At 46.0% G+C, this 23,806-nt stretch carries 16 protein-coding genes; 6 read left to right on the top strand and 10 right to left on the bottom strand.

Annotated elements, in window-relative coordinates; translation table 11 throughout:
* Positions 1-189: 189 nt before the first annotated feature.
* Complete coding sequence (ygeW, locus tag EZMO1_RS18905; protein ID WP_034876281.1) at positions 190-1,380, bottom strand: knotted carbamoyltransferase YgeW; 1,191 nt, start codon at positions 1,378-1,380, stop codon at positions 190-192.
* 628 nt (positions 1,381-2,008) lie between these two features.
* On the opposite strand from ygeW, the gene EZMO1_RS18900 reads away from it, so the two are divergent.
* Positions 2,009-3,343 carry a uracil-xanthine permease family protein gene (locus EZMO1_RS18900; RefSeq protein WP_034876283.1) on the top strand — a complete coding sequence of 445 codons (1,335 nt, stop codon included), beginning with the start codon at positions 2,009-2,011 and terminating at the stop codon, positions 3,341-3,343.
* A gap of 272 nt (positions 3,344-3,615) precedes the next feature.
* On the opposite strand, the gene EZMO1_RS27435 is transcribed toward EZMO1_RS18900, so the two are convergent.
* Positions 3,616-3,804, bottom strand: a complete 189-nt coding sequence (locus EZMO1_RS27435) for a hypothetical protein (protein WP_160174063.1) — start codon at positions 3,802-3,804, stop codon at positions 3,616-3,618.
* A 35-nt stretch (positions 3,805-3,839) separates the two neighbouring features.
* On the opposite strand from EZMO1_RS27435, the gene EZMO1_RS18890 reads away from it, so the two are divergent.
* A complete protein-coding gene (locus EZMO1_RS18890; RefSeq protein WP_145912667.1) occupies positions 3,840-7,643 on the top strand; it encodes a hypothetical protein in 3,804 nt (1,267 codons plus the stop codon).
* On the opposite strand, the gene EZMO1_RS18885 is transcribed toward EZMO1_RS18890, so the two are convergent.
* Together EZMO1_RS18885 and EZMO1_RS27430 are read right to left on the bottom strand one after the other, a co-directional pair.
* Complete coding sequence (locus EZMO1_RS18885; RefSeq protein WP_034876288.1) at positions 7,619-8,116, bottom strand: coiled-coil domain-containing protein; 498 nt, start codon at positions 8,114-8,116, stop codon at positions 7,619-7,621. The two genes, EZMO1_RS18890 and EZMO1_RS18885, sit on opposite strands and share 25 nt — an antisense overlap.
* 82 nt (positions 8,117-8,198) lie before the next feature.
* On the bottom strand, positions 8,199-8,387 hold the full coding sequence (locus EZMO1_RS27430) for a hypothetical protein (protein ID WP_160174063.1): 189 nt from the start codon (positions 8,385-8,387) through the stop codon (positions 8,199-8,201).
* Positions 8,388-8,422: 35 nt separating this feature from the next.
* On the opposite strand from EZMO1_RS27430, the gene EZMO1_RS18875 reads away from it, so the two are divergent.
* Both EZMO1_RS18875 and EZMO1_RS18870 read left to right on the top strand, forming a co-directional pair.
* Positions 8,423-12,250, top strand: coding sequence for a hypothetical protein (locus EZMO1_RS18875; protein ID WP_145912666.1), 3,828 nt, complete (start codon positions 8,423-8,425; stop codon positions 12,248-12,250).
* Between the two features lie 24 nt (positions 12,251-12,274).
* Complete coding sequence (locus EZMO1_RS18870) at positions 12,275-12,571, top strand: hypothetical protein (protein ID WP_034876293.1); 297 nt, start codon at positions 12,275-12,277, stop codon at positions 12,569-12,571.
* 185 nt (positions 12,572-12,756) lie between these two features.
* Here the strand turns inward: EZMO1_RS18870 and EZMO1_RS18865 are convergent, their stop codons facing one another.
* The 6 genes from EZMO1_RS18865 to EZMO1_RS18840 all read right to left on the bottom strand — a co-directional run bounded on the left by EZMO1_RS18865 (position 12,757) and on the right by EZMO1_RS18840 (position 21,610).
* Positions 12,757-13,974 carry a type II secretion system F family protein gene (locus EZMO1_RS18865; RefSeq protein WP_034876296.1) on the bottom strand — a complete coding sequence of 406 codons (1,218 nt, stop codon included), beginning with the start codon at positions 13,972-13,974 and terminating at the stop codon, positions 12,757-12,759.
* 139 nt (positions 13,975-14,113) lie between these two features.
* Positions 14,114-14,956, bottom strand: coding sequence for a symmetrical bis(5'-nucleosyl)-tetraphosphatase (locus EZMO1_RS18860; protein ID WP_244886711.1), 843 nt, complete (start codon positions 14,954-14,956; stop codon positions 14,114-14,116).
* An 80-nt stretch (positions 14,957-15,036) separates the two neighbouring features.
* Complete coding sequence (rsmA, locus tag EZMO1_RS18855) at positions 15,037-15,837, bottom strand: 16S rRNA (adenine(1518)-N(6)/adenine(1519)-N(6))-dimethyltransferase RsmA (protein WP_034876300.1); 801 nt, start codon at positions 15,835-15,837, stop codon at positions 15,037-15,039.
* A 324-nt stretch (positions 15,838-16,161) separates the two neighbouring features.
* Positions 16,162-17,145 (bottom strand): 4-hydroxythreonine-4-phosphate dehydrogenase PdxA, encoded by a 984-nt coding sequence (pdxA, locus tag EZMO1_RS18850; RefSeq protein ID WP_034876302.1) that lies wholly within the window; start codon positions 17,143-17,145, stop codon positions 16,162-16,164.
* A 287-nt stretch (positions 17,146-17,432) separates the two neighbouring features.
* Entirely contained in the window at positions 17,433-18,719 is a 1,287-nt protein-coding gene (locus tag EZMO1_RS18845; protein WP_236632023.1) for a peptidylprolyl isomerase, read from the bottom strand.
* Between the two features lie 23 nt (positions 18,720-18,742).
* A complete protein-coding gene (locus EZMO1_RS18840) occupies positions 18,743-21,610 on the bottom strand; it encodes an LPS-assembly protein LptD (protein WP_051789998.1) in 2,868 nt (955 codons plus the stop codon).
* 343 nt (positions 21,611-21,953) lie between these two features.
* On the opposite strand from EZMO1_RS18840, the gene EZMO1_RS18835 reads away from it, so the two are divergent.
* Positions 21,954-23,123, top strand: coding sequence for an aminoglycoside phosphotransferase family protein (locus tag EZMO1_RS18835; RefSeq protein WP_051790000.1), 1,170 nt, complete (start codon positions 21,954-21,956; stop codon positions 23,121-23,123).
* Complete coding sequence (murU, locus tag EZMO1_RS18830; protein WP_034876304.1) at positions 23,120-23,806, top strand: N-acetylmuramate alpha-1-phosphate uridylyltransferase MurU; 687 nt, start codon at positions 23,120-23,122, stop codon at positions 23,804-23,806. The genes EZMO1_RS18835 and murU overlap by 4 nt, the downstream gene beginning before the upstream one ends.

The raw sequence follows: 23,806 nt of genomic DNA, 5'->3' as shown, positions 1-23,806 counted from the left end.
GTACTTTGAAAATTAAGCTGTACCTTTCTGTACCTTTAAAGAAAAGAGTACTGGCGGGTAGACGATAGTGTTTCCGAAGTTTCCACAGATGCTTTGTTCAGGCATTGATGGTCAAAGCCTCTGTGGACATCCCTGTAGCTATCCTTGTAGCTAGCTTTGTAGCTTTCTATGTAGCTTTCTATGTAGCTATTAGCCGTCTACACGACGCTTACCTTTTTCCATCAGTCTTTCCAGAATGTCTTCCGGATTGCCGAACTTGCGGTTAAGAATCATGGAGGCAATGATGAATGGCTTCCAGCCAGCTTCCTTGTAAGTGTCCACCAGATACTTGTTGAATACGCCTTCTGTTACTTCACCTTCTTCACAGGAAACGCCGGTGATGTCTGCAGGCAGGCAGTGCATGTACAGGGCTTCGCCGTCTTGGGTGCGCTTCATCATGTCTTCGGTGCAGTGCCAGTCTTTATGCTTGGCATTCTGTTCCAGACACTCTTTCTCCAGCGCTTTCAGGCCTTCGTGATCGTTGGCTTTCAACAGCTCGGTGCGCTTGCCCATCACGTGATAAGGAGCCCATGATTTTGGATAAACGATGTCCGCACCCTCAAAGGCTTCTTCCATGGTGGCTACCTGCTTGAAGCTGCCGCCGCTTTCTTCAGCCTGTTTGGCAGCCGTTTCTACCACTTCAGGAATCAGTTCATAACCTTCAGGGTGAGCCAGAGTGACATCCATGCCGAAGCGGGTCATCAGACCGATGATGCCCTGAGGTACGGACAGAGGCTTGCCGTAGCTTGGGGAATACGCCCAGGTCATGGCAATTTTCTTGCCTTTCAGGTTTTCCAGAGAACCGAAGTGCTCTTTCAGCCACGCCAGGTCGGCCATGCTCTGGGTTGGGTGGTCAATGTCGCATTGCAGATTGACAACGCCCGGACGCTGAGCAAGAACTTGTTCTTCTTTACCGAAGTCGAGAGCTTCACCGACTTCACGCATGTACTGGTTACCATAGCCCAGGTACATGTCGTCGCGGATACCGATCACGTCGGCGCAGAAGGAGATCATGTTGGCGGTTTCACGAACAGTTTCGCCGTGGGCAATCTGTGATTTGCCTTCGTCCAGATCCTGAACAGCCAGACCCAGCATGTTACAGGCAGAAGCGTAGGAGAAGCGGGTACGGGTTGAGTTGTCACGGAACAGTGAAATGCCCAGACCACTGTCGAATACTTTGGTAGAAATGTTTTCATCGCGAAGTGTGCGAAGCGCTTCTGCAACGTTCAATACTTGCTTCAACTCATCAGTGGACTGTTCCCAGGTCAGCAGAAAATCCTTGGTATGCAGTTCAGTGTCCAGCTTTTTGATTTCTTCGATAAGGTCCTGATAGTTAGCCATGGAATGGTCCTTTGATGTTAGTTAGAACAGTGAATCGTTCTTTTTTCTGTATGAAAAAACAGCGGTCTGATGGATTGAAACTTCAGTGGTCTGCTGTTTGATTTCTGGTAATTAAGAGCGCGTTAGACTCTGTGTTACTCTGTTGTCACTCTGTTGTTATTCATAACAAGTTGCGTGCCAGTTTGTGATTATTTTGTTCCGGTTTGATCGTTTTTATTAAAAATTCAATAAAAACAATGGGTTGCTGGAAGTGTTAAAAAGGCTGGTTTTTTTTGGACAGATAAATTTATCGCTCTGTTTTTAATTGCCTAATGTCGTTCGATCAGTTTGATAATAAAAAGTGAGTGAGAATCAAAATGAAAAAAACTTAATGTTCAAACTTTTTTAATACTGGTTTTAAATAATTGTTCAGTTGTTTGTGACCTGCATCAAAATAAAACGCACTTCCATTGCTTAAGGTGATTGATGAGATCGTCCTAAAAACAACAGGTACCTGAATAATAAGTTGTATGTATTTGCATCCATCAATTAGCAGGTACTAAAACAACGGTTGCTGAAGCTGTTTTCAATGATACAGTCTCTTTAAAGGGTGGTATTGCTGGAAAACGTGAGGCAATACGGAGGTAGTATGGAATTGTATTACAAGCTCGATGATCGCCCTCCTCTAGTAAAAAGCCTCATTCTGGGGTTGCAGCATCTCTTGTCCGCCCTGCCCGGGATTATAGGTGCGCCGCTGGTTGTGGCGTCGGTGCTTGGATTTACGATTCAGGAAACCGTTATTCTGGTGAATGCTTCCATGTTGATGTCCGGTGTCGGCAGTATTATCCAGGGACTGGGTTGTGCGCCTTTAAAGCTGGGTGCCAAATTACCGGTGATTCAGGGAACCAGCTTTGCCTTCGTCGGTGTGTCGATCACCATTGGTTTTCAATACGGTTTTGCAGCGGTGGTGGGAGCCACTATTGTTGGCGGACTGTTTGAGGTATTCCTGAGTTTTTATATTCATCGGATACGGAAACTGTTTCCCCCTGTTGTGACCGGAACCGTTGTTTGTTTGATTGGTATGACGATCTTTCCAGTTGCGGTGGACTGGCTGGCTGGCGGCAAAGGTGCAGAAGACTATGGTAGCCTGATGTATCTGGGTGTCGGTGGTGTCGTTTTTTTAGTGGTTATTTTCTTTAACCAGTGGTTCACAGGGTTTGTTTCATCTGCTTCAATTTTGATTGGTCTGTTTATTGGTTATCTGCTCTGGGCAGCGCTTGGATTGCTGGACTTAAGCCCGGTAACAGAAGCGGCCGTGGTGGCGATTCCTACCCCGCTTTACTTTGGTGTCGAGTTTCATGTCGGTGCCATTATTGCAATGTGTGTCGTTTATACCGTATCCATGGTCGAGTCTGTTGGCGATTATTTAGCGCTTTCAAACTACTGTGATACCGAGCTGGACAGTAACCGTCTGAGTGCCGGTGTTCGCTGCGAAGGCTTGAACAGCGCGTTTGCTGCAGTGTTTAACTCTATGGCGACGACTTCTTTTAGCCAGAATATCGGTGTTGTCGGTATCACCGGTGTTGCCAGTCGTTATGTGGTGGCATTCTCCGGCGGAATCCTGATTACTGCGGGACTGCTGCCAAAATTCGGTGCTTTGATTGTCAGCGTGCCAGAGCCTGTGATTGGCGGAGCGGGTTTGATTATGTTCGGCATGATCCTCGCTGGCGGTATTGGCATACTCAAGAAGATAGACTTCACCCGTCGTAATACTATGGTATTGGCACTGGGTATCGCTGCAGGTCTGACCGTGACGTATCGACCTGAAATCGTCAATGAATTGCCAGCACTGGTTCGTATGGTTTGCGGTAATGGTGTGGCGTTGGGAGCGATTGTGACTGTTCTTGCTAACCTTGTGCTGCCAGAGAGCAAAGCGCCTCAGAAAGTTAAGGTAGCAGCGCCTGAAAAAGCGCTGACAGAATAGTGTTTTGATGGTCTGCTTTGTCAGCGTTCAATGCAATGGCTTTGAACGCTGACGGCCATAAGTACTCAACCATATGAAATCTATATTCTGACTCATTGTTCAGGCACTGTACGGCGTTGCAACTCTGGTCACATAGCTCACTGAGCTCCCGCTGTTGTACCCAAGGGCATAAAGGCGGAATGACGAGTAATAGTGAGCTACTTATTCCCTTTGGGTATTGCGAGGAGTTCCAACGCAGCTCCCGTGATTCGCAATAGCTGCGCAATTCATGTTTAGAAGATGGAATCGGTATTACAGGTTAAGGCTTTTTCTGAGTGGCAGCCGGGATCTTCACCTATAATGTCAAGCTCGTTAATTTCTAACAGAACAAATTGTGCATTTCGTTTGCCCGATCGCTTCCAAAAAATGTAGCCAGCCCCCGAAATCATCTCGTTGGCTTTGGCTATTATTGCTTCTGTCATGTGTGACCGTGCAGACAGTCCAGTCAGAAACTTTAGTGGATACGGATCAGGTACCATTGCTGGGGCAGAGGCCCACTTCAAAGACAGTCGGTCAGGTAACTTATGTTTTTGATCTGGATGCCAGAGCGCTAAGGGACTCTGTTATTGAATACGTGCTTAAAATATATTTCATTCGGGCACTGTGTTCCGCCAGCGACCACTATATCAAGCTGTTCACAGGGCACAGTCGCTTTGGTTATGGCCTGTACGGGCTGTGCTTTGCTTCACTGGCCTATCAAAAAGTTTCATCAACACAGTCAATGCTTGACTATACAGCGACCAGCATCGCTGACACTGTCCGGCAATCCCTTGGGGGGTGCGGTAGCTGGCGGGAAATGCCGGTCTACATTGAAGACCCTGTTCTTGCCAGTCGGTTATACCTGAGGGTAAAAAACCGTTCCGGCAGACCTGCACTTATTATCAAATCCCTTGCAAATGAAGTAAGCGGGTGGCAACCAACCTACTATTTAACTCCGGACAGCTTCCCGGGCTTCCATCAAATAGCCCAGTGGATGGAAGAACAGGTCGTTCACACTCTTGAAATTATGCCTCTCAGGGACAAACTGCTGATTATTATCAATGGTATTCAAAAACAGTTGATTGCGGCTATCAATACTGATCACTCGTGGTTGCTTGACCCTTGTGAGTTTGACCGACCGAATGACATCGGTGTACATAATATTCTTTCAACGCAGTGGCTTGACTGGATTAGAACTGAAATACTGAGCAAGGCGTGGTTTGAATCAGAAGCCGACGATACACTGTATCTGTCATCAGACGCTTTGCCGCCTGCTGCCATAAATGTCACCCGTCTGGGTCACAATGCTGTGGCCTTAGCCAGTACAGAAAGTGAAAGCTGGACGGTCTTCTCCAATAAAAATAACCCTTTTATCCAAATCACCAGGGAATTCCTGCCACCTGATGAACTTAAATCCAGGCAATACTGGGAACTTGCGTTGGCAACTACAAGCCAGGTAGTTTACCAGCAAAAAGATATTAATGACGGTATGCTATTGTCCCAGTTTATGCTTAACCTGAAGCACGTTAGTCCAGATATGCAAGAGCAGCGTGTCGATACTCGTTCATTGCCAAAGCCAGTCAAAAGCGACCTACTGCCTGCATCAGAAACAGTCACTCATGATTCCCGATTCAAAACGGTTGGTCTTACTGTTCAACTACAAAGCCGGCCGGATAAACACCTAATGCATGGGATTGTATCAAGGGCTGGTAACGCACCAGCACCAACACCAACACCAGCACCAACACCAACACCAACAAGCACCGTATCATTGCTGTCGACGCCGACTAAAAAAAAGTCAGAAGGGCAAAGCCAGCTGGAGACAAAATTGAAAGCCTGCTCAGGTTGTAATCGCAAAGTTTCATTAAGTCAATTAGTCCCAAAAAGTGACAAGTCGCAAAAGCTTATCTGTAAAGGATGTTTTAACAAAAATAAACAAAATGAAGTCAGTACTCCAGGCAAATCGCGTTCAGCTAATGGGTTCCAAGCTTACCTTGCAAAGAGAAGAGTCACCAGGCAAATATACGAGCAAGATCAGGAGTCTATGGAGGAAAATACCAGAAGCCTCAAATCATTTGTAGAAGGTAACACTATTCAAAAAAAATATTTCCCTAGGCTTAGTGATTACATCCGGAAACTTATTACGGGGGTATTAGATAGTGATTTTGAATTCTGTTCAGAACCACATGTGGGTACCGATAAATATGCTACTACAGGCAAATTTACTGTAACGCAGAAAGAAAATACTGCCAGAGCAATAACCCCGGCACATCAGTTGCCAGCTTTGCTTGGAAAAGACTTAGTGTCTAAATTGAAAGAAGATTATAACAAAAGGTATGAAAGAATAATTATTGTCTTCCACTCCCTTCATAAATTACTTGGATATTATAGTGAAATGCTAAAAGAATTATCGACAAGTATTGATGAATCTTGTCAGAAGTTACCATCTGTTATTTCAGTGGCAATGCTTATCAGTTCCGTTGCAGATTATGGGAAAAATATCTCCAGTAGCGTTCAACACTTAAGTGATAAAAATAAAGAAGAGCTGTCTAAACAAGTTCTTGATATCATGAAGTTAGCACCACTGTTAATGAGTACTCTACAAATGCTGGAGCAAGGCAAATTTGAATGGGAGGCATATTCAAGTATGAACGAAGAGTCAGATTCAGAAAAAGCTGGGTGGAATTTATTGAAAGAAATATACAGTAAAGAAACAGATATGACCAGGATAAGAATAAAGGTGACGGAAGCATGCTTGTATTTTTTTAAATGGCTTGCGTTGCCATTAATGAAATATAATGCTCCAAAAGAAATGTATCAGGAAGCGATAATTGTTTTTTTAAAAGCTCTTCCTGACTTATTAAATTCAACTGTAACTATTAATTATTTTTGCAATGATATTTTCGAACTTTTTCCAAAAAGACCTACCAGTCCTTTTGCTCAAGAATTAAAGGATTTGTTTTCAAAAGATCCTGATTTTAGAGCGGAATTCTTTGATAGTCTTAAAAACTTCATTGATAAAATTTATACAAAGCAAGCCCGTTATAATTCAGATGACATAAAAACGGTCTACAAAGATATATTCATTAAAAATACGGTAATACTACATTTTTTCTTCAATGAAGGCTTTTTTTTATCTGCAGAAGAGCAATTGGATATGGGTCAATACAGCATCTTTGTGAACAATAATCTTGAGTATATTAAACAAGAGCATGTTTACAAATCTGGTGATTTTGATCCAAGCCAGTATAAAGCATTTATGAGTAAACCAGAGTCTAAATCTGGAAACCGGGTGAAAAAAATAATGGTGCCAGTAACGGCCTATCCACATAATAAACTCTTGGGATCAGGTAGCGATACATCATCAGATAATGAAGAATCAGATAATGAAGAAACTGAATCTTTAACCAGACCACAATATTACAAAACACCTTGGGAGATGTCTATGCGTAAATTTCAAGAATCTATCACAAGCAAAAAAAAATTTGAGGAATCAAAAAATATTATCGAAGAGGCTCTTGAGGTTTCAGAAACCCCAGGACAAAAAGTAAGCGCACTATTAGAAAAAACAACACTTCTTGTGAGTCATTTTTTAGAATTATCTAAAAATGAGTTAAAGCTTGTCAGGGATTTATCGCCATTTCAGGAAAAGGTCATGAATTTGGATATTGAAAAGGTTCGTGATAGTTTGCTGGAGGCATCAAAAGTGGAGTCAGGAAAAAGAATCAATCCAATGGTGGTAGTAAATAATTTATTCGAATTTCCAAGTAAAGATGAACAGGCAATATACGTTAAAAATGCAAATACTCTGTATAAAAGTATGAATAATAAAATGTCAGATTGGTCTGTATTGATATCGGAAGCAGTTGGTGCGACTAAGGAGCTAATGGCAATACCGGTGCTAGCAAATGAAAATTCTGAATTGAGTCATCAAGATACAATCAGGCATTTTTCATTAAAAAAAATAGATCAGGCAACTCGTGCATTAATTACTTTGAAGGGGATTCATCAATTAATAGTTGACACTCAAAATAAAATTGACAATTTTCATTATACTATCAACCAAACTGTAGGTGAGCGGAAACGAGAACAAACTGAAAAAGACAGGACACCAAATGAAGATCAACAATCCTTTAGACGGAATCAGAAAGAATTTAAATGGAGTGTGACTGAACACACTCTACTGGGGAAATTACACAGTTATGTTGAAAAGTCAGAAGATGAAAACAATGGGCGATTTCTATTATCCAAGGATCTTTATAATGCACTGCAGCTGGAGTAGTACAATAAGGCATGTAGGTAACTGCTCAAAATCCGTAGGCAGACTGGCCCATAAGCTGAGCGGATTTCTCCCGAACCATGTCTGGCAATCGGGGAATAATCCCAGCCCTTGTTCAGCCAGTCGCCTTGCACATTTTCTGCCGGGCAGATTTCTTCCCTGATAGAAGATGGAGAAGGTTTGGCTGTACGACCAGTTGGTTGTGAGCTGGGGCGTTTGCCTTTCGGTGGTGATGAGTTGCCAGAGTCTGGTGCCGACTTGTTGCCTTTATTGCCCTTGTCGTCTTCGCCGTCTTCCGAACCCTTTTTATTAGGGCGAATTTTGGGTTGCCCCTTAAGTTTTTTCAGGTGCCGAATTTCCTCACGCAGGGCGGTGTTTTCAGTGGTCAGCTTGTTGACCTTGTTGAGCAGGTTGCTGACAAGGACTTTGAGTTCGCTGACTTCGGTTTCAAGCGCTGAGGATTTGGACGGGTTCATGGGCTGAGATTATGCCCAGTTTGGATGATCAAAACATTGACGTCTATGTGTTGACTTGCCTACGAATTTTGAGCAGTTACGTTTAGAAGATGGAATCGGTATTACAGGTTAAGGCTTTTTCTGAGTGGCAGCCGGGATCTTCACCTATAATGTCAAGCTCGTTAATTTCTAACAGAACAAATTGTGCATTTCGTTTGCCCGATCGCTTCCAAAAAATGTAGCCAGCCCCCGAAATCATCTCGTTGGCTTTGGCTATTATTGCTTCTGTCATGTGTGACCGTGCAGACAGTCCAGTCAGAAACTTTAGTGGATACGGATCAGGTACCATTGCTGGGGCAGAGGCCCACTTCAAAGACAGTCGGTCAGGTAACTTATGTTTTTGATCTGGATGCCAGAGCGCTAAGCGACTCTGTTATTGAATACGGGCTTAAAATATATTTCATTCGGGCACTGTGTTCCGCCAGCGACCACTATATCAAGCTGTTCACAGGGCACGGTCGCTTTGGTTATGGCCTGTACGGGCTGTGCTTTGCTTCACTGGCCTATCAAAAAGTTTCATCAACACAGTCAATGCTTGACTATACAGCGACCAGCATCGCTGACACTGTCCGGCAATCCCTTGGGGGGTGCGGTAGCTGGCGGGAAATGCCGGTCTACATTGAAGACCCTGTTCTTGCCAGTCGGTTATACCTGAGGGTAAAAAACCGTTCCGGCAGACCAGCACTTATTATCAAATCCCTTGCAAATGAAGTAAGCGGGTGGCAACCAACCTACTATTTAACTCCGGACAGCTTCCCGGGCTTCCATCAAATAGCCCAGTGGATGGAAGAACAGGTCGTTTACACTCTTGAAATTATGCCTCTCAGGGACAAACTGCTGATTATTATCAATGGTATTCAAAAACAGTTGATTGCGGCTATCAATACTGATCACTCGTGGTTGCTTGACCCTTGTGAGTTTGACCGACCGAATGACATCGGTGTACATAATATTCTTTCAACGCAGTGGCTTGACTGGATTAGAACTGAAATACTGAGCAAGGCGTGGTTTGAATCAGAAGCCGACGATACACTGTATCTGTCATCAGACGCTTTGCCGCCTGCTGCCATAAATGTCACCCGTCTGGGTCACAACGCTGTGGCCTTAGCCAGTACAGAAAGTGAAAGCTGGACGGTCTTCTCCAATAAAAATAACCCTTTTATCCAAATCACCAGGGAATTCCTGCCACCTGATGAACTTAAATCCAGGCAATACTGGGAACTTGCGTTGGCAACTACAAGCCAGGTAGTTTACCAGCAAAAAGATATTAATGACGGTATGCTATTGTCCCAGTTTATGTTTAACCTGAAGCACGTTAGTCCAGATATGCAAGAGCAGCGTGTCGATACTCGTTCATTGCCAAAGCCAGTCAAAAGCAACCTACTGCCTGCATCAGAAACAGTCACTCATGATTCCCGATTCAAAACGGTTGGTCTTACTGTTCAACTACAAAGCCAGCCGGATAAACACCTAATGCATGGGATTGTATCAAGGGCTGGTAACGCACCAGCATCATCAGCACCAACACCAACACCAACACCAACAAGTGCCACATCGTTGTCGTCGACGCCGACCAAAAAAAAGCAAGAGCCTGACAAAAAAGATGACAAGAACGATGACAAGAAAAAAGTGCCAGAAAAATACAGCGTTCCGAATATAAAATTGAAACGCTGTTCAGATTGTGGTGATAAAGTTCCACTAGATCAGTTAACCAGAAAAAGCACTACGTCGGGAAAGGTTATCTGCAGAGTATGTTTAGATCAAAATAGTAAAGTTAAACGCAACACTCCAGGCAAACAACATTCAGTTGATAAGTCGGTAACCAAAAAAAAATTGGATCAGCTTAGCTTGGAAGAATACAAAAAACAACAAGAAACTATTGATTCGCGTGTTAGAGCGCTTGGAATATTTAAAAAGATGAGCATGATGACTGAATCAAATTTTCCTAAATCCATTGACAATGTTCGACAGCTTATTAAAAAGATATTAGCTGCTGATTTTTTCGAATGTTCAAAATTTGTTAAGAAATCTGGTGCTGCAAGAAAAGTTCCTGCAAGAAAAGTTCCTGTAACAAAACCAAAAAATATTGGCAGATTTATAACCGCAGCTCATGATCTACCAGAAACAAGTAAAAAAGAAGCATCAGCTAGAACATCTGAAGCTCATGGAAATAGAGAGGTGAGAATCATTGCTGTCTTAGACTCATTGCATAAATTACTGGAATTTTACAGTGAAATTCTGAAAAAACACTCTACAAATACCGAAAAACCCATTCAGGAGTTGCCATCTGTCATTTCGGTGGCAGAGCTTATCGATATCGTTAGTGGCTATGGAAGAATGATTTGTATTAGTCTCAACTATGTTGAAGACAATGAGAAGAAAAAAGAGTTGCTTGAAAAAATGCATGATATGATAAAACTAGCACCATTATTAATGAATGCCTTAGAAATGCTGGAACAAGGCAGGGCTAGGTGGGAGCCATATTCCTATGACAATCAGAAACCAGAATTGAAGCCAGAATCAGAAAAAGCCATGTGGGATTTATTGAAAGAAAAGTATAATGGAAGAACAGATAGGATAATCATAAGGATAAAAATGACGGGTGCATTATTGCAATTTTTTAAATGGCTTGCATTGCCATTGATAAACAAGTTTTCTTCAGGAGAAAGTCATCAGGAAGCGATAAGTGTTTTTTTGAAAACCCTTCCTGACTTATTGAGTTCAACAACAACTATTAATGGTTTTTATCATGATATTTTTTATTTTCTTCCGGCAACGCCTACCAGCCCGTTTTCTGAAGAACTAAAATCTTTATTTTCACAATACCCGGATTTTAAGGTAAGGTTATTTAAAAGCCTTCAAAGCTTTGTTGATAACATTTACACAAAAAAGGTAAGCTCTACAAAAGATACAATGTTCTTTGAACAAACGGTAATACTAAATTTTTTCTTCAATAGTGGCTTTTATTTATCTACAGAAGAACAAGCGTATATGGAAAAACAGGCCAAGTTAGTGAAAGAAAATTATGAACTTATTAAAGACGTACATGTTCACGATCAGAACGACTTTAATGAACTTCATTATCAAACACTTTTGAGTGAGCAGCGGCAGCCTGAATCTGAAAAATACAAGAAAAAAACAGCGTTAACCTATCCGGATAATGGATGTTTGGAAGCAGGTAGCGATACATCATCAGATAATGAAGACACTCAACCTTTAACCAGTCTGCAAAACCATCAAACACCTTGGGAGGAGCACATGTTTAACTTTGCAAAATCTATGAAAGATCAAAATTTTGAGCAATCAAAATTTATTATCGGACAAGCCTTGGCAGCTTCAGTAACCCCAGAGCAAAAAGTAAGTGCACTGATAGAAAAAACATTGTTCCTTGTGAATCGTTTTTTAAAATTATCCAAAGATGAATTCATGCTTGTCAAAAAATTATTGCCATTTCAGAAAGTGATCATGGATTTAGATCTTCAACAGGTTCGTAATCTGTTGCTAAATTCAGTAGAAATAAGGGGATCAAAAGATAATGTTAATCCAATGGTGGCGATAAGAATTAGCAATATCAAGTTTCCAAATATAGATGAAAAAACAAAATACATTAAAAATGCCAATGCTCTGTATAAAGGTATGGAGGAGAAAATGTTAGATTGGTCTGTATTGATATCAGAAGCAGTTAGTACGAGTAAGGAGCTGATGGCAATCCCGGTGCTAGAAAATGAAGGATTTCTATCGCTTCATCAAGAAGTAACCAAGAATTTTTCATTAGATCAAATAAATGAGGCAATTGAAATATTAAATACTTTGAAGGGGGTTCATGAATCAATAGTTAATACTCAAAGTAAAATTAATGAGTTTCATGTTACTGTCAATGAGGTTTTAGGCAAGATGGACCAAGAGCGAGCTGGAATAGCTATGATGCAAAATGAGGAGCAAAAATTTCTTAGACAGAATCAGAAGAAATTTAAATGGAGTGTGGCTGAATACACTGCATTGAAGGAATTAAACGAATATGTTGAAAACTCAAAACATGAAAAATATGAGCGATTTCTATTATCCGGAGATCTTTATGATAAACTGCTGGAGTAGTACAATAAGGCATGCCTGTCAGGTTTGAAACTTGCGACCCAGACATCACTGGATCGCAAATTATTTGACGGCTCTTCGAAGCTCTTCACGTTATGCCAATTCCGTTTTCTAAATATGACCATGAGCAAGCCAATCCAAATCGCCGGGCAAGGAAGAACGACGAGTAATAGCTGGCTATTGCGAGGATTTCTGACGCAGAACCAGCGTTTTGGATTGGCTGCGCAATTCATGTTGGCTCTATATGTGTTTCAGGGTGGTGGGCTGAACACGGTTTTTCCGAAGGCTCTTTATGTGTTTCAGGGGGTTACTACCGAAGACTGAATTTTTTCTGAAAAAAATGCTCTGTAGGTCAGCCTCCTAGCGAGCTTTTTGATATTTTTCTACCAACCTTCCGGAATCCATAAAGAGCCAAAAGCAATTCTCATTCTTATGACACAGTTCCCGGATTGCACTGGAGGCTGTTGATGAGTTGAATCCACATTGACAACAATAACAACAACAATGTTTTAAACGACAGAACCCATCTGAAATATCGGAAGGTACATGGCAACGATCAGGCCACCTACCAGCACACCAAGTACTGACATGATTAATGGTTCCATCAGGCTGGTCAGACCATCAACGGCATTGTCCACTTCATCCTCGTAGAAGGTCGCTACTTTATCCAGCATTTCGTCCAGTGAGCCTGACTCTTCACCGATTGAGACCATCTGTATCGCCATGGCCGGGAAAATACCTGAGCTTTTCATGGCAAACTGCAGCTGTTGTCCGGTGGATACATCTTCCTTGATTCTGTTGGTGGCATCGGTGAAAATCACATTACCTGCAGCACCGGCTACTGAATCGAGAGCATCGACCAGAGGCACACCGGCGGCAAATGTCGTTGAAAGGGTTCTGGCAAAACGTGCGACGGCAGACTTTTCGAGTATGGGCCCAATAACGGGCAGTTTCAATGCCAGCCGGTCTTTTCTGTCTCTTGCGGCTTTTGAATTTTGCATGAGTTTTTTGATCATGAAACCAAAGGCAATCAACCCGAGAATAGCAGCCAGCCACCATTGTTGAACAAAGTTGGAAATCTGGATAACGACCTGAGTGAAGGCCGGTAATTCAGCTCCGAAGCCCTGAAATACTTCTTCAAATTGAGGAACTACCTTAACCAGCAGAATACCGGTAACGACAAAAGCAACACAGACAACGGCAATGGGGTAATTCATTGCTTTTTTAATCTTGGCTTTCAGTGCTTCAGACTTTTCTTTATAGGTTGCAATTCTGTCCAGCAAGGTTTCCAGAGCACCAGACTGTTCACCCGATGCTACAAGGTTGCAGTAGAGATCATCAAAATACAGGGGGTGCGCCCGCAATGCTTCCGCAAGAGTAGTACCGCCAGCCACTTCGTTTTTCACTTTCACCAGTAGCTCTTTCATGGCGGGCTTTTCGATACCGTCTGTGGTGATGTCGAAGGCATTAAGCAACGGCACACCTGCTTTCATCATGGTGGCGAGCTGTCGGGTAAACAGTGCGATATCAAGAGGTTTGATTTTGCCGCCCTTGCCTCCGAACGACATGCCTTTCTTTTTAATCTTGGTAACGGATATACCCTGTTTACGAAGCTCGGCCTTGACTAGAGCTATGCTGGAACCATCGGTCTCCCCTTTGATCTTGCGTCCACTTTTATCCTTGCCTTCCCAGATAAAAGTGGAAGATTTGGCTGCTTTTTTGGCCATAGATGCGTCCGTACAGTCTTGTTATTTTCCAACACTGAGAGCCTCTCATACACTAAGGCTGAACGCTCTCTGGCTGTTTTTCGAAGATCATAAGCGTATGTATCGGACAGATGTACCTTGGCAATAGTAAAAAACAGACTTATTCCGCAGGAACACTGGTACGTTGGAAGTTCTTCAGGTTAAGAGCTGTCATTTCACCACCCCAGACACAGCCGGTATCAATGGCATGAATGCGTTTACGGCCAGTGATTCCTTCTAATGCGGCCCAGTGACCAAAGACGATGGTTTCTTTGTAAATCGGGCTGTCCGGAAACTGGAACCAGGGATAGAAGTCCTTTCTGGCATAAGCGGTTTTGTTTTCCAGATCCAGTTTGCCATTCTCGTCGCAGAAGCGCATGCGGGTGAAGTAGGCGGTAATCATTTTGAGTCGGGCGCGCCGGGTCAGGGCTTTATCCCAGGTGTTCAGTTTGTCGTTTGTGAACAGGTAGCTTAATAGCTCCCGGTAGTCATTAGCCTGCAATGCCTGCTCAAGCTTTTCGGCATAGAGGCGCGCCTGTTTAATGGTCCAGATAGGAGGAATTCCGGCATGCACCATGGTGATGTCAAGGCGTTTATCGTGATGGAGTACCGGACGGTAACGCAGCCAGTGGATCAGTTCGTCACAGTCAGGAGCATTAAGAATCGGTCCCAGGGTGTCTTTTTTCTTTGCCGGACGAATGCCTGATGCCACTGCCAGTAAGTGCAGATCATGATTACCAAGAACTGAGATGCAGTCATCGCCAAGGGATTTAATAAAGCGCAGGGTTGCCAGCGAATCCGGGCCCCGGTTGACCATATCGCCTGCTATCCAGAGCTTGTCTTTACCGGGTTTGAATTTGATTTTGTCGAGCAAACGGCGAAACGGGTCGTAGCAGCCCTGAATATCGCCAATGGCATAAACCGCCATAGAGTCTCCTGAGTCACACACAAAGGTCGCTGGCATGTATAGAAGTGTTTATGCCAGACAACCCTTATAGTTTTATCTCAGCTTGTTGCACTTGTTCAAGTGCAGCGTGACAGTGATCAGGTGTTACGGTCGTGAATGAAGTCTGCGATACGAACAAACTCTTCCAGAGTCACACGCTCGGGGCGAATAGACGGATCGATTGACAACTGTTCCAGTTCATCAGAGGACACCAGTTGTTTAAGCGTATTGCGCAGGGTTTTACGACGCATGCTGAATGCCTCGCGAACCACACGACTGAGCATTTTTACGTCCTTACAGGGGTGTGGCAGCTCTTTGTGCGGTGTCAGGCGAACAATGGCTGAATCGACTTTGGGCGGAGGATTAAAGCAGCCCGGACCCACCGTGAACAGGTAATCAACCCGGCAGAAGTATTGCGCCATGATGCCCAGACGACCGTAGTTGTTTTCCCCCGGCTGGGCCGCCAGACGCAGAACCACCTCTTTCTGCAGCATGAAATGCATGTCGCTGATCAGTCCCTGATATTCCAACAAGTGAAAAATCAATGGTGTGGAGATGTTGTAAGGCAGGTTGCCGACCAGTCGCAAAGGCTTGTCGTCGGTTTTCAGTCTGGCAAAGTCGAATTTCAGAGCATCGCCTTCGTGGATACGGAAATTCGGGTTCAGGCCAAAGCGAAGCTTCAGGATAGGAATAAGGTCACGATCCAGCTCGATTACATCCAGCTGACCGGCACCATCCAGAAGGAATTCGGTGATGGCGCCCTGACCAGGACCGATCTCGACCAGTCGATCGCCTTCACGCGGGTAGATAGAGCGAACGATTCTCTGGATTATGCCCTGATCGTGTAGGAAGTTCTGGCCAAAGCGTTTACGGGCTCTGTGATGGGGAAATTCGGACATAATGTGTTGTTTGCAGTCGTTCTCGGAAATGGCGGCTTATGATAGCGGCAGAATACTGCTTTGCAAACTGCTGATGGTTATTTGCTGTTCAAAAGAGCCCTGTGTGAGGAACTAAACCGTGTGATCAAGCTCAAAACTTTATTCACACGGTATATAAAGTCAGGGAGGTAGAACATGCGGCTGAAACAGAAAATAATGGTTTTTCCATACGGTTCCAATCCTGACCCCAAAAATACAACCGTTGCAGCAGATCGCAGAATTGTGAAAATTCAGGTCTATCAGCACAAAAAGCGGTTACCTTCCGATAAGCAATAAGCCAGCTTTTTATTCACTGATCATTTGCATGGCGTAGTCGATTGCAGTCAACAGACTGTCAGGGCTGGCTTGACCAGTGCCCGCAAGATCAAGAGCAGTGCCGTGATCAACCGATGTTCGCACCACTGGCAGCCCCAACGTAATATTCACCGCTTTGCCAAATCCCTTGTATTTCAGCACCGGCAGCCCCTGATCGTGGTACATAGCCAGCACGGCATCTGCCGATGCCAGATAATTCGGATTAAACAGGGTGTCGGCGGGCAGAGGGCCTTTCAAATTCATGCCTTCCCGGCGCAGCTTGTCCAGAACCGGAATAATGACCTCGATCTCTTCCATTCCCAGATGACCACCTTCTCCGGCATGAGGGTTCAGTCCGCACACCAGAACCTCGGGCTCGATAATGCCAAATTTGTTGACCAGATCAGCATTAAGAATGCGGATCACTTCTTCCAGTGAATCCGGAGTAATGGCATCGGCGACTTCGCTTAGTGGCAGGTGCGTGGTGGCAAGAGCGACCCGCAGGCCTTCGGTAGCCAGCATCATCACGACTTTATGGGTTTGGGTCTGTTCTGCCAGAAACTCGGTGTGGCCTGTAAATGGTACACCGGCATTGTTGATCACTTCTTTGTGAACCGGACCGGTGACCATTCCGTCAAACAGTCCATCCATACAACCCTGAACAGCATAACTGAGTATGTCCAGAACATACTGACCATTTGCAGGGTTTGTCTGGCCGGTTAGGCAGGGCTGACTGAGTGAAAAGGGAGCAACAAGCAACTCCCCCGCCTTTGCTGGTTGGCGATCTTCCGGGTTAAAAGTGGTCAGTGTTACATTCAGATCGAGTTGTCTGGCACGTTGGCTGAGCAGCTCAGGATCAGCGGCAATCACCAGCTGAACGGGCAGAGACTGACTGGCCAGAATCAAACACAGGTCAGGTCCGATACCAGCGGGTTCGCCGGAGGTGATGATTAAACGCTTATAAGAGGTGAGCATAAGTTTGACTTGTAGGTTGGGACGAGTGCAACGATTCCCAACATGGTAAAATAATGATGTGTTGGGAATCGCTCCGCTCGTCCCAACCTACGACGGAGCTATTTTATCTAAAAGAGGAAGGCGTGCTTATAACAATTCCACCTTCTAAACATGAATTGCGCAGCCATTCTGAATCACGGGAGCTGCGTTGGAACTCCTCGCAATAGCTCGCTATTACTCGTCGTTCCGCCTTGTCCCGTGACCCATAATGACTTGCTCATGGTCATATTTAGAAAGCGGAATTGGTATTACAGGCGAACCTCTACAAAAGACTGGTCGCGGATCTCGCGCAGCCAGACTTCCAGTTCTTCTTCAAATTTACGCATACCCAGCAGTTCGCGTACTTCGTTACGACGTACCTGGTTGCTGATATCGGCCTTGCGCTTGCCTTTCACCTCAAGGATGTGCCAGCCAAAAGAACTGCGGAATGGTTCACTGACAATGTCCTGAGGTGTGTCGCTCATGGCTTTCTGGAATTCAGGCACCAGTGTTTCCGGAGAAATCCAGTCCAGACTGCCGCCGTTCAGGGCAGAACCCGGATCGTCAGAATAGGCTTTTGCCAGCTCGCTGAAGCTTTCACCGCTTTCGATACGGTTATACAGGTCTTTAGCCAGCATCTGTGCTTCAAGGTCGTTGCGGATTTCGTTGGGCTTGATCAGGATGTGGCGAACGTTAATCTGTTCTTCCATCACCTTTTCATTACCCCGGGTGTCCAACAGCTTGAATATGTGGAAACCACCGGCACTGCGTACAGGTCGGGACACCTGTCCTGTGTTCATTTTGACGGCCTGCTCGGCAAACAGGGTCGGCAGCTGTTCAGGTGTTCTGAAGCCCAGATCGCCTCCGTTCAGGGCATTCTGTCCCTTGGAGTAAGTGATGGCCATTTCTGCAAAGTTGGCACCCTGCTCCAGCTGAACAGAGATATTATTTGCCTGCTTCTCGGCAGCCTGCACCTGTGACGGGGTAGGGTTATCCGGTGTGGAGATCAGAATATGACCAAGACGGTACTCAACCTGCTGGCTTGCCTGACCTTCCGGAGAACGCAGGAAGTTGTCGATTTCCTGTTCGCTGATCTGGATGCGGCTGGTAATCTGACGCTGGCGAACCCGGTTGATAATCATTTCGCGACGAATTTCTTCGCGGGCGTCAGCGTAGGACAGGCCATCTGATTCCAGACTTTTGCGGAACTCTTCGATGGTCAGACCATTACGCTCGGCAATGCGAGTCACCGCATCGTTCAGCGTCCAGTCATCAATGCGAATACCACCGTTACGACCCATTTGCAGCTGCAGGTTTTCCAGTATCAGCTGTTCCAGCACCTGTTTCTTCAGGACGCTTTCCGGGGGCAGGGTGATATTACGGTCAGACAGCTGGCGTTGCACTGCCTCAACACGGTTGTTGAGTTCGCTCTCCATGACCACATCTTTATCGACTACAGCGACGATGCGATCCAGGGGAACGGGTTTGGCGTGGGCGATATTGCCCGTTGATACCACAACCGCTGCCAGCGCGAGGGCGCGGCAGGCCGATAGCATCAAATTCTTCAATCCCTTCATCATTACTTCTCGCGAATTGTATAACCTGAAATACCTTGCAAGTACTCTTTACCCGATGAACCGGTCAAACTACCCAGACCTCGCAGTACAAACTGCAGGTAGATGCCGCTCCGGTCGGTTGGATGGTCGATATTATCAGTCGATTTAACATAGGAACGCCAGAATAATCGCACCTGATAACAACAACTGGCATATTCGACACCAAACAGCTCCTCAAGGTTCCGTTTGTTGGTCATATCGTATTGCCAACGACCCATGGCAGACCAGTTCCGGGTGTAGGGAATCGGCCATGCAAAGCTGATATCCGTGGCTTTCAGGTCGTTTTTGGTTTTCTGGTAGATAGGATCACCGTGTTGATCCTCGCCAGTTTTAATGTAATTTCCGTCTCTGTCTTTAACGAACCGATCGACCTGATCAGCAAAACGGAAACCCAGATTCAAGGTCTTGCGATGATCCGGACGATACCGGTAGGTCAGCGCGTAGTTGTCGATACGATTTTCATTGCCGTTCCATACAAAGTCCTGTCGCAGGCTCATGGTGCGGGTGAAATTGTAGACGAACTCTGAGGCGATGGGAGAGGTTGAATCCCGCAGTTCCTGCCTTAAGCGGGCATCTTTTGCGACTAAATCTTCGTCCGGCCGGTCTTTTTCATTCTCCGGAATGCTGCCTGGCTGACCGAGATTATTGGCAATGTAGACTTCGCGGTCATCGAAATAGAAAATCTGACCCACACCAAACCGCATTCGTTCAAAACCGTCATCCTGAATAAAGCGGGTGGTTATGCCCAGTGATACCTGATTAGCATCCGCCAGCCGGTCATAACCGCTGAACCGGTTGTCCTGCCAGAGCGAGTTGTAGCTGAAACCCATATTGGCGGTGTCGAAAATCGGATTGAACTCCTGACCTTCTACATGCGGCGCATACAGGTACTTCATACGAGGCTCAAGCGTATGGGTATAGTTGGTGTTGAAAAGATTCGTGAAACGATCAAAGTACAAGCCGCTGTCCACGCTGAATGCCGGAACAGTGGTTGACGGGCTTTTGGTGAAATCGCTGTCTTTGAAAGTTTGTCCTACGTATGAGTTACGAAGGTCATTCATTACCTCGTTTTCCTTGAGGTTTGAAAGACTGTAATTCACGCTGCGAACTTTGACTTCCGGCGTCAGGAAACCCCATGTTCTGTGAATGGGGTAACTCATACCGGTTTCAAAGTAAGCACGGCTACCGACAGCGCGCTTGATGCCGTAGCCTTCGTTGTAAACGCTTTCTAATATTTTTGTGTTATTCGGGAAGCCGGAATGGGGCTTTTCGAAGGCATAGTTCCAGTCATCAGCCCGGTCAAAGTAGGTGTAGTCTGCCAGGTAATTCACCTGAATCCGGTCAGTGGCCTGCCAGTTACCGCTCAGCTCGATTTGTGGCAGCTTGTTGTATGGATCGTCAGCGGTACGATCCATATTCTTAAGCTTGTGAACGTCGAGCTTTGCCTGCCAGTTGGTGTAGTCATTACCACCATCGTAGCGAGTCATTATGCGTTGGTTCAGGGGGCCGGAACTGGAATAGTTCAGGCTGGAGCTGAAATCGTCCAGATAGTTTTTGTCACTGGCATCGGCATAGTCCAGTTCAGCCATCCAGTTACTATTAAACTGCCGGCGATGGCGGGCGTTTACAAACCAGCGATCTTTTTTGTAGTACTCGTTGTCGTCTTCCAGCTGATCGCCGCCGATCAGTCCGGCGACACCGAGTTCACCTTCGTCCTTTTCGGTCAGGTAGCGGAATTCGTTTTCCAGCAGGAAACCCCGTTTGGTCATCACCCGTGGTGTAAATGTAGCGTCGTAATTCGGGGCAATGTTCCAGTAATACGGCAGGTCAAACTCGACACCGCCCTCGTCGTCAAATCCCATAACGGTGGGATACAGGAAACCCGAATGACGACGGTCGTCTATTGGAAAGTAGAGATAAGGGCTGTAAAAAACCGGCAGGTTCTGGACTCTGACCACCGCATTGCGGGCAGTACCATAGCCAGTCGATGGGTCTAGCGTCACACTGTCGCCAGACAGCTGCCAGCCTTCATTGCCGGGTGGGCAGGTGGTGTAGGTGGCGTCATCCAGCTCCATGGTGGCATCTTCATTCCGCAACACTGCAGTGGCACTGCCACGGGCGTGGGATTCATGCATCACGTATTGTGCGTTGTCGATTTCAGTCCGGCCTGTGTCCAACTGCGACTGAGCCGTATCACCGACAATCAGCGTGCCGGGCTCTCGGAAAACGATGTTGCCTTTGAATTCACCAAAGTTCTTTTCATTATCGAGGTGCGCTTCATCACTTTCGAGCTGGCGATTGCCCTGACGGATCACTACGGCTCCGGTGAGGGTGGCGATAGAGTTTTGATAAGTGGATGCGTCGGCGTCGGCAATAATCGGGGCAGAGTTCGGGTCGCCTTTGAAGAATTTTCCGGGGCGCGGTGGTTCCACGTAGGTGCCCGAACACCAGGGTTCATCCTGCTTCAGTGTCTGACGCTGGGTATCGGATAATTGCGACTGATGTACCCAGTCCAGCTGTGTGCGCACATTCTCAGGCTGACTGACGGCGACTGTCGTTTCAGCGGCTTTGCTCTGAGTGGCAGTGCTGCTGGCAGGTGTTGCTCTTTCAGTGATGACCGGCCGGGGGGCGCGTTTCATGGCTCCCTGTTTCAGCGGCACAACAGAACAGTGCCAGCCGCTGCCGTCGCTGGCGACTTCGCAGCTCCATTCGCTGTCGGCGGAAAGGGTGTTCTCGGCTCTGGCTTTGCTGACTGGCTGACCGGCAATGATTGCGCTGGCCACTGCCAGAGTTATTGCCCGAAGTTTGAAAGGTAAGTGATGCATCTCCATGAGCTTTGCAGTCCCGGCAGTGTGTTTTTAAACGTTCAACAGCCATGCGTTCACTTTTCGTCATTGCAGGTGCTTGTATGACAGAAAATGTCCACGGTAAAACACGACTTGGTTGGTTTCCGTTTGCGTTAACCGGCCATTGTAACGGATTAACTGTATGATTGTTGTCGATTATTCTTGCTTTTATCAGATTTATTCCGGTGATAACTCACATTAGTCTGTGTTACTCTGACCGACAGTGCAATAACTTTAAAAAATTTTACGGGCTGAAGGCGTGGTTTTTTCAGCCGATGATCTATGCTGCCTGACACAGGGAAACTTTCAAGGAAATTCTTTGTTCGATATGACTCCGTCTGATCAGATTCGCCAGTCGTCTAAACCCGCTCAGCGTTTGGAACAATTGGCACAATGGGTCCAGCAGCAGCTGGTACCTGCTGAAGAACATTTAACGGATGCAGTGCAGCTGTTACCTGTGGGTGGGGACGCAGGTTTTCGCAGTTACTATCGGCTTCAGAGTCCGCAGGGTTCTCTGCTGGCTGTCGATGCACCACCGGAGCAGGAAGACTCGGCTGCCTTTGTCAGCATTGCCGGAGTGTTGTCTGATGCGGGTATCCGGGTGCCAGAAATCAAAGCCGTGAACTACGATCTGGGTTTTATGCTCATTGAAGATTTTGGTGACACTCTGTTGCTGAACCTGCTGGATCAGCAAACCGTTGATGGTGTGTATGCCGATGCCTTCAGTTTATTGAAAAACATTCAGGCGACTTCGCCGGAAACGCTGCCAGAATACGACGTAGCACTGCTGCAAACCGAACTGGATCTTTTTAAAGACTGGTTTTTGCAACAGCTGATGGGGATTGAGCTGACTGAAGAGGAAGAGAAACTTTTCCGCGGTCTGGATCAGATGCTCATTGCCAGTGCGTTGGAACAACCCTCTGTTTTTATTCACCGCGACTATCACTCCCGTAACCTGATGCACCTGCCTGATGGTCAGATTGGCGTTATTGATTTTCAGGGCGCATTGCACGGGCCGGTTTTATACGACGCAGTGTCTCTGTTGAAAGACTGTTACGTGACTTGGACACCCTGGCAGGTTGAAGGCTGGCTGAAATCCTTTGTCAGTCAGCACGAATTATTGAAAGACACTGACTGGACAACCTGCCAGCGCTGGTTTGACTGGCTGGGTTTACAGCGTCACCTCAAGTGTCTGGGTATATTTACCCGGCTCTGGCTGCGTGATAACAAGCCGCAATACCTGTCTGCGATTCCCGCCACCTTCCGTTATGTGCTGGAAGTGTGTCAGCGTTATCCTGCTTTCGAGCAACACGGACAATGGTTGAATAAGCGTGTCGCTCTGCTGTTGAGCCAGAAAATTGTGGACATCACGGCGCAGACTTCCAGCCAGATGAGAGATATGCCGGTTGTAGAAGCATCTGCTTCAGAACATTCGTCGGCAGAAAACCGCTCTACAAAAAGCAGCTCTACTAAAAAGGATCAATCTGTTAATTCATGAAAGTCATGATCCTCGCTGCGGGTTTGGGGAAGCGTCTGCGTCCCCTGACACTGCACAAACCCAAACCGTTGATTGAAGTTGCAGGCAAACCCCTTATTATCCATCACCTTGAGCAACTGGCTGCGGCAGGCTTTAAAGACGTTGTCATCAATCATTCCTGGCATGGTGACCAGATTGTTAAAGCTCTGGGCAATGGTTCGCACTGGGGGCTGAACATCGTTTATTCCGAAGAACCTGAACCTCTGGAAACCGCTGGTGGTATTATTCAGGCTTTGCCATTGCTTAATGAGGGCAACTGTGAGGATAATCAGCCCTTTCTGGTGGTCAATGGTGATGTATTTACCGACTACCCCTTCAACCAAGTGCCCGATCACATAGACGGACAGGCGCATCTGATTATGGTTGATAACCCTGCGTTCAAAGAAAAGGGCGATTTTGCCCTGCAGCAGGGGCAGGTTCAGGAGCAGGGCGAGTCATTGCTCACCTACAGTGGCATCAGTGTGCTGACACCGGATCTGTTTGCCAACACGGATGCGGGTGTGCAGTCACTGGCACCGGTTCTCAGGCAGGCCATGGTGAGCCGGAACGTCACCGGAGAACACTTTCGGGGACTCTGGACCGATGTAGGTACGATTGAGCGACTCAATGAATTAGAACAGTACTTGGCAGTACTGGCACAATGA

The sequence above is a fragment of the Endozoicomonas montiporae CL-33 genome (genome assembly GCF_001583435.1).
GTDB lineage: Bacteria > Pseudomonadota > Gammaproteobacteria > Pseudomonadales > Endozoicomonadaceae > Endozoicomonas_A > Endozoicomonas_A montiporae.
The sequence above is the reverse complement of the archived record's forward strand: the minus strand, read 5'-3'. Positions and strand labels throughout refer to the sequence as shown.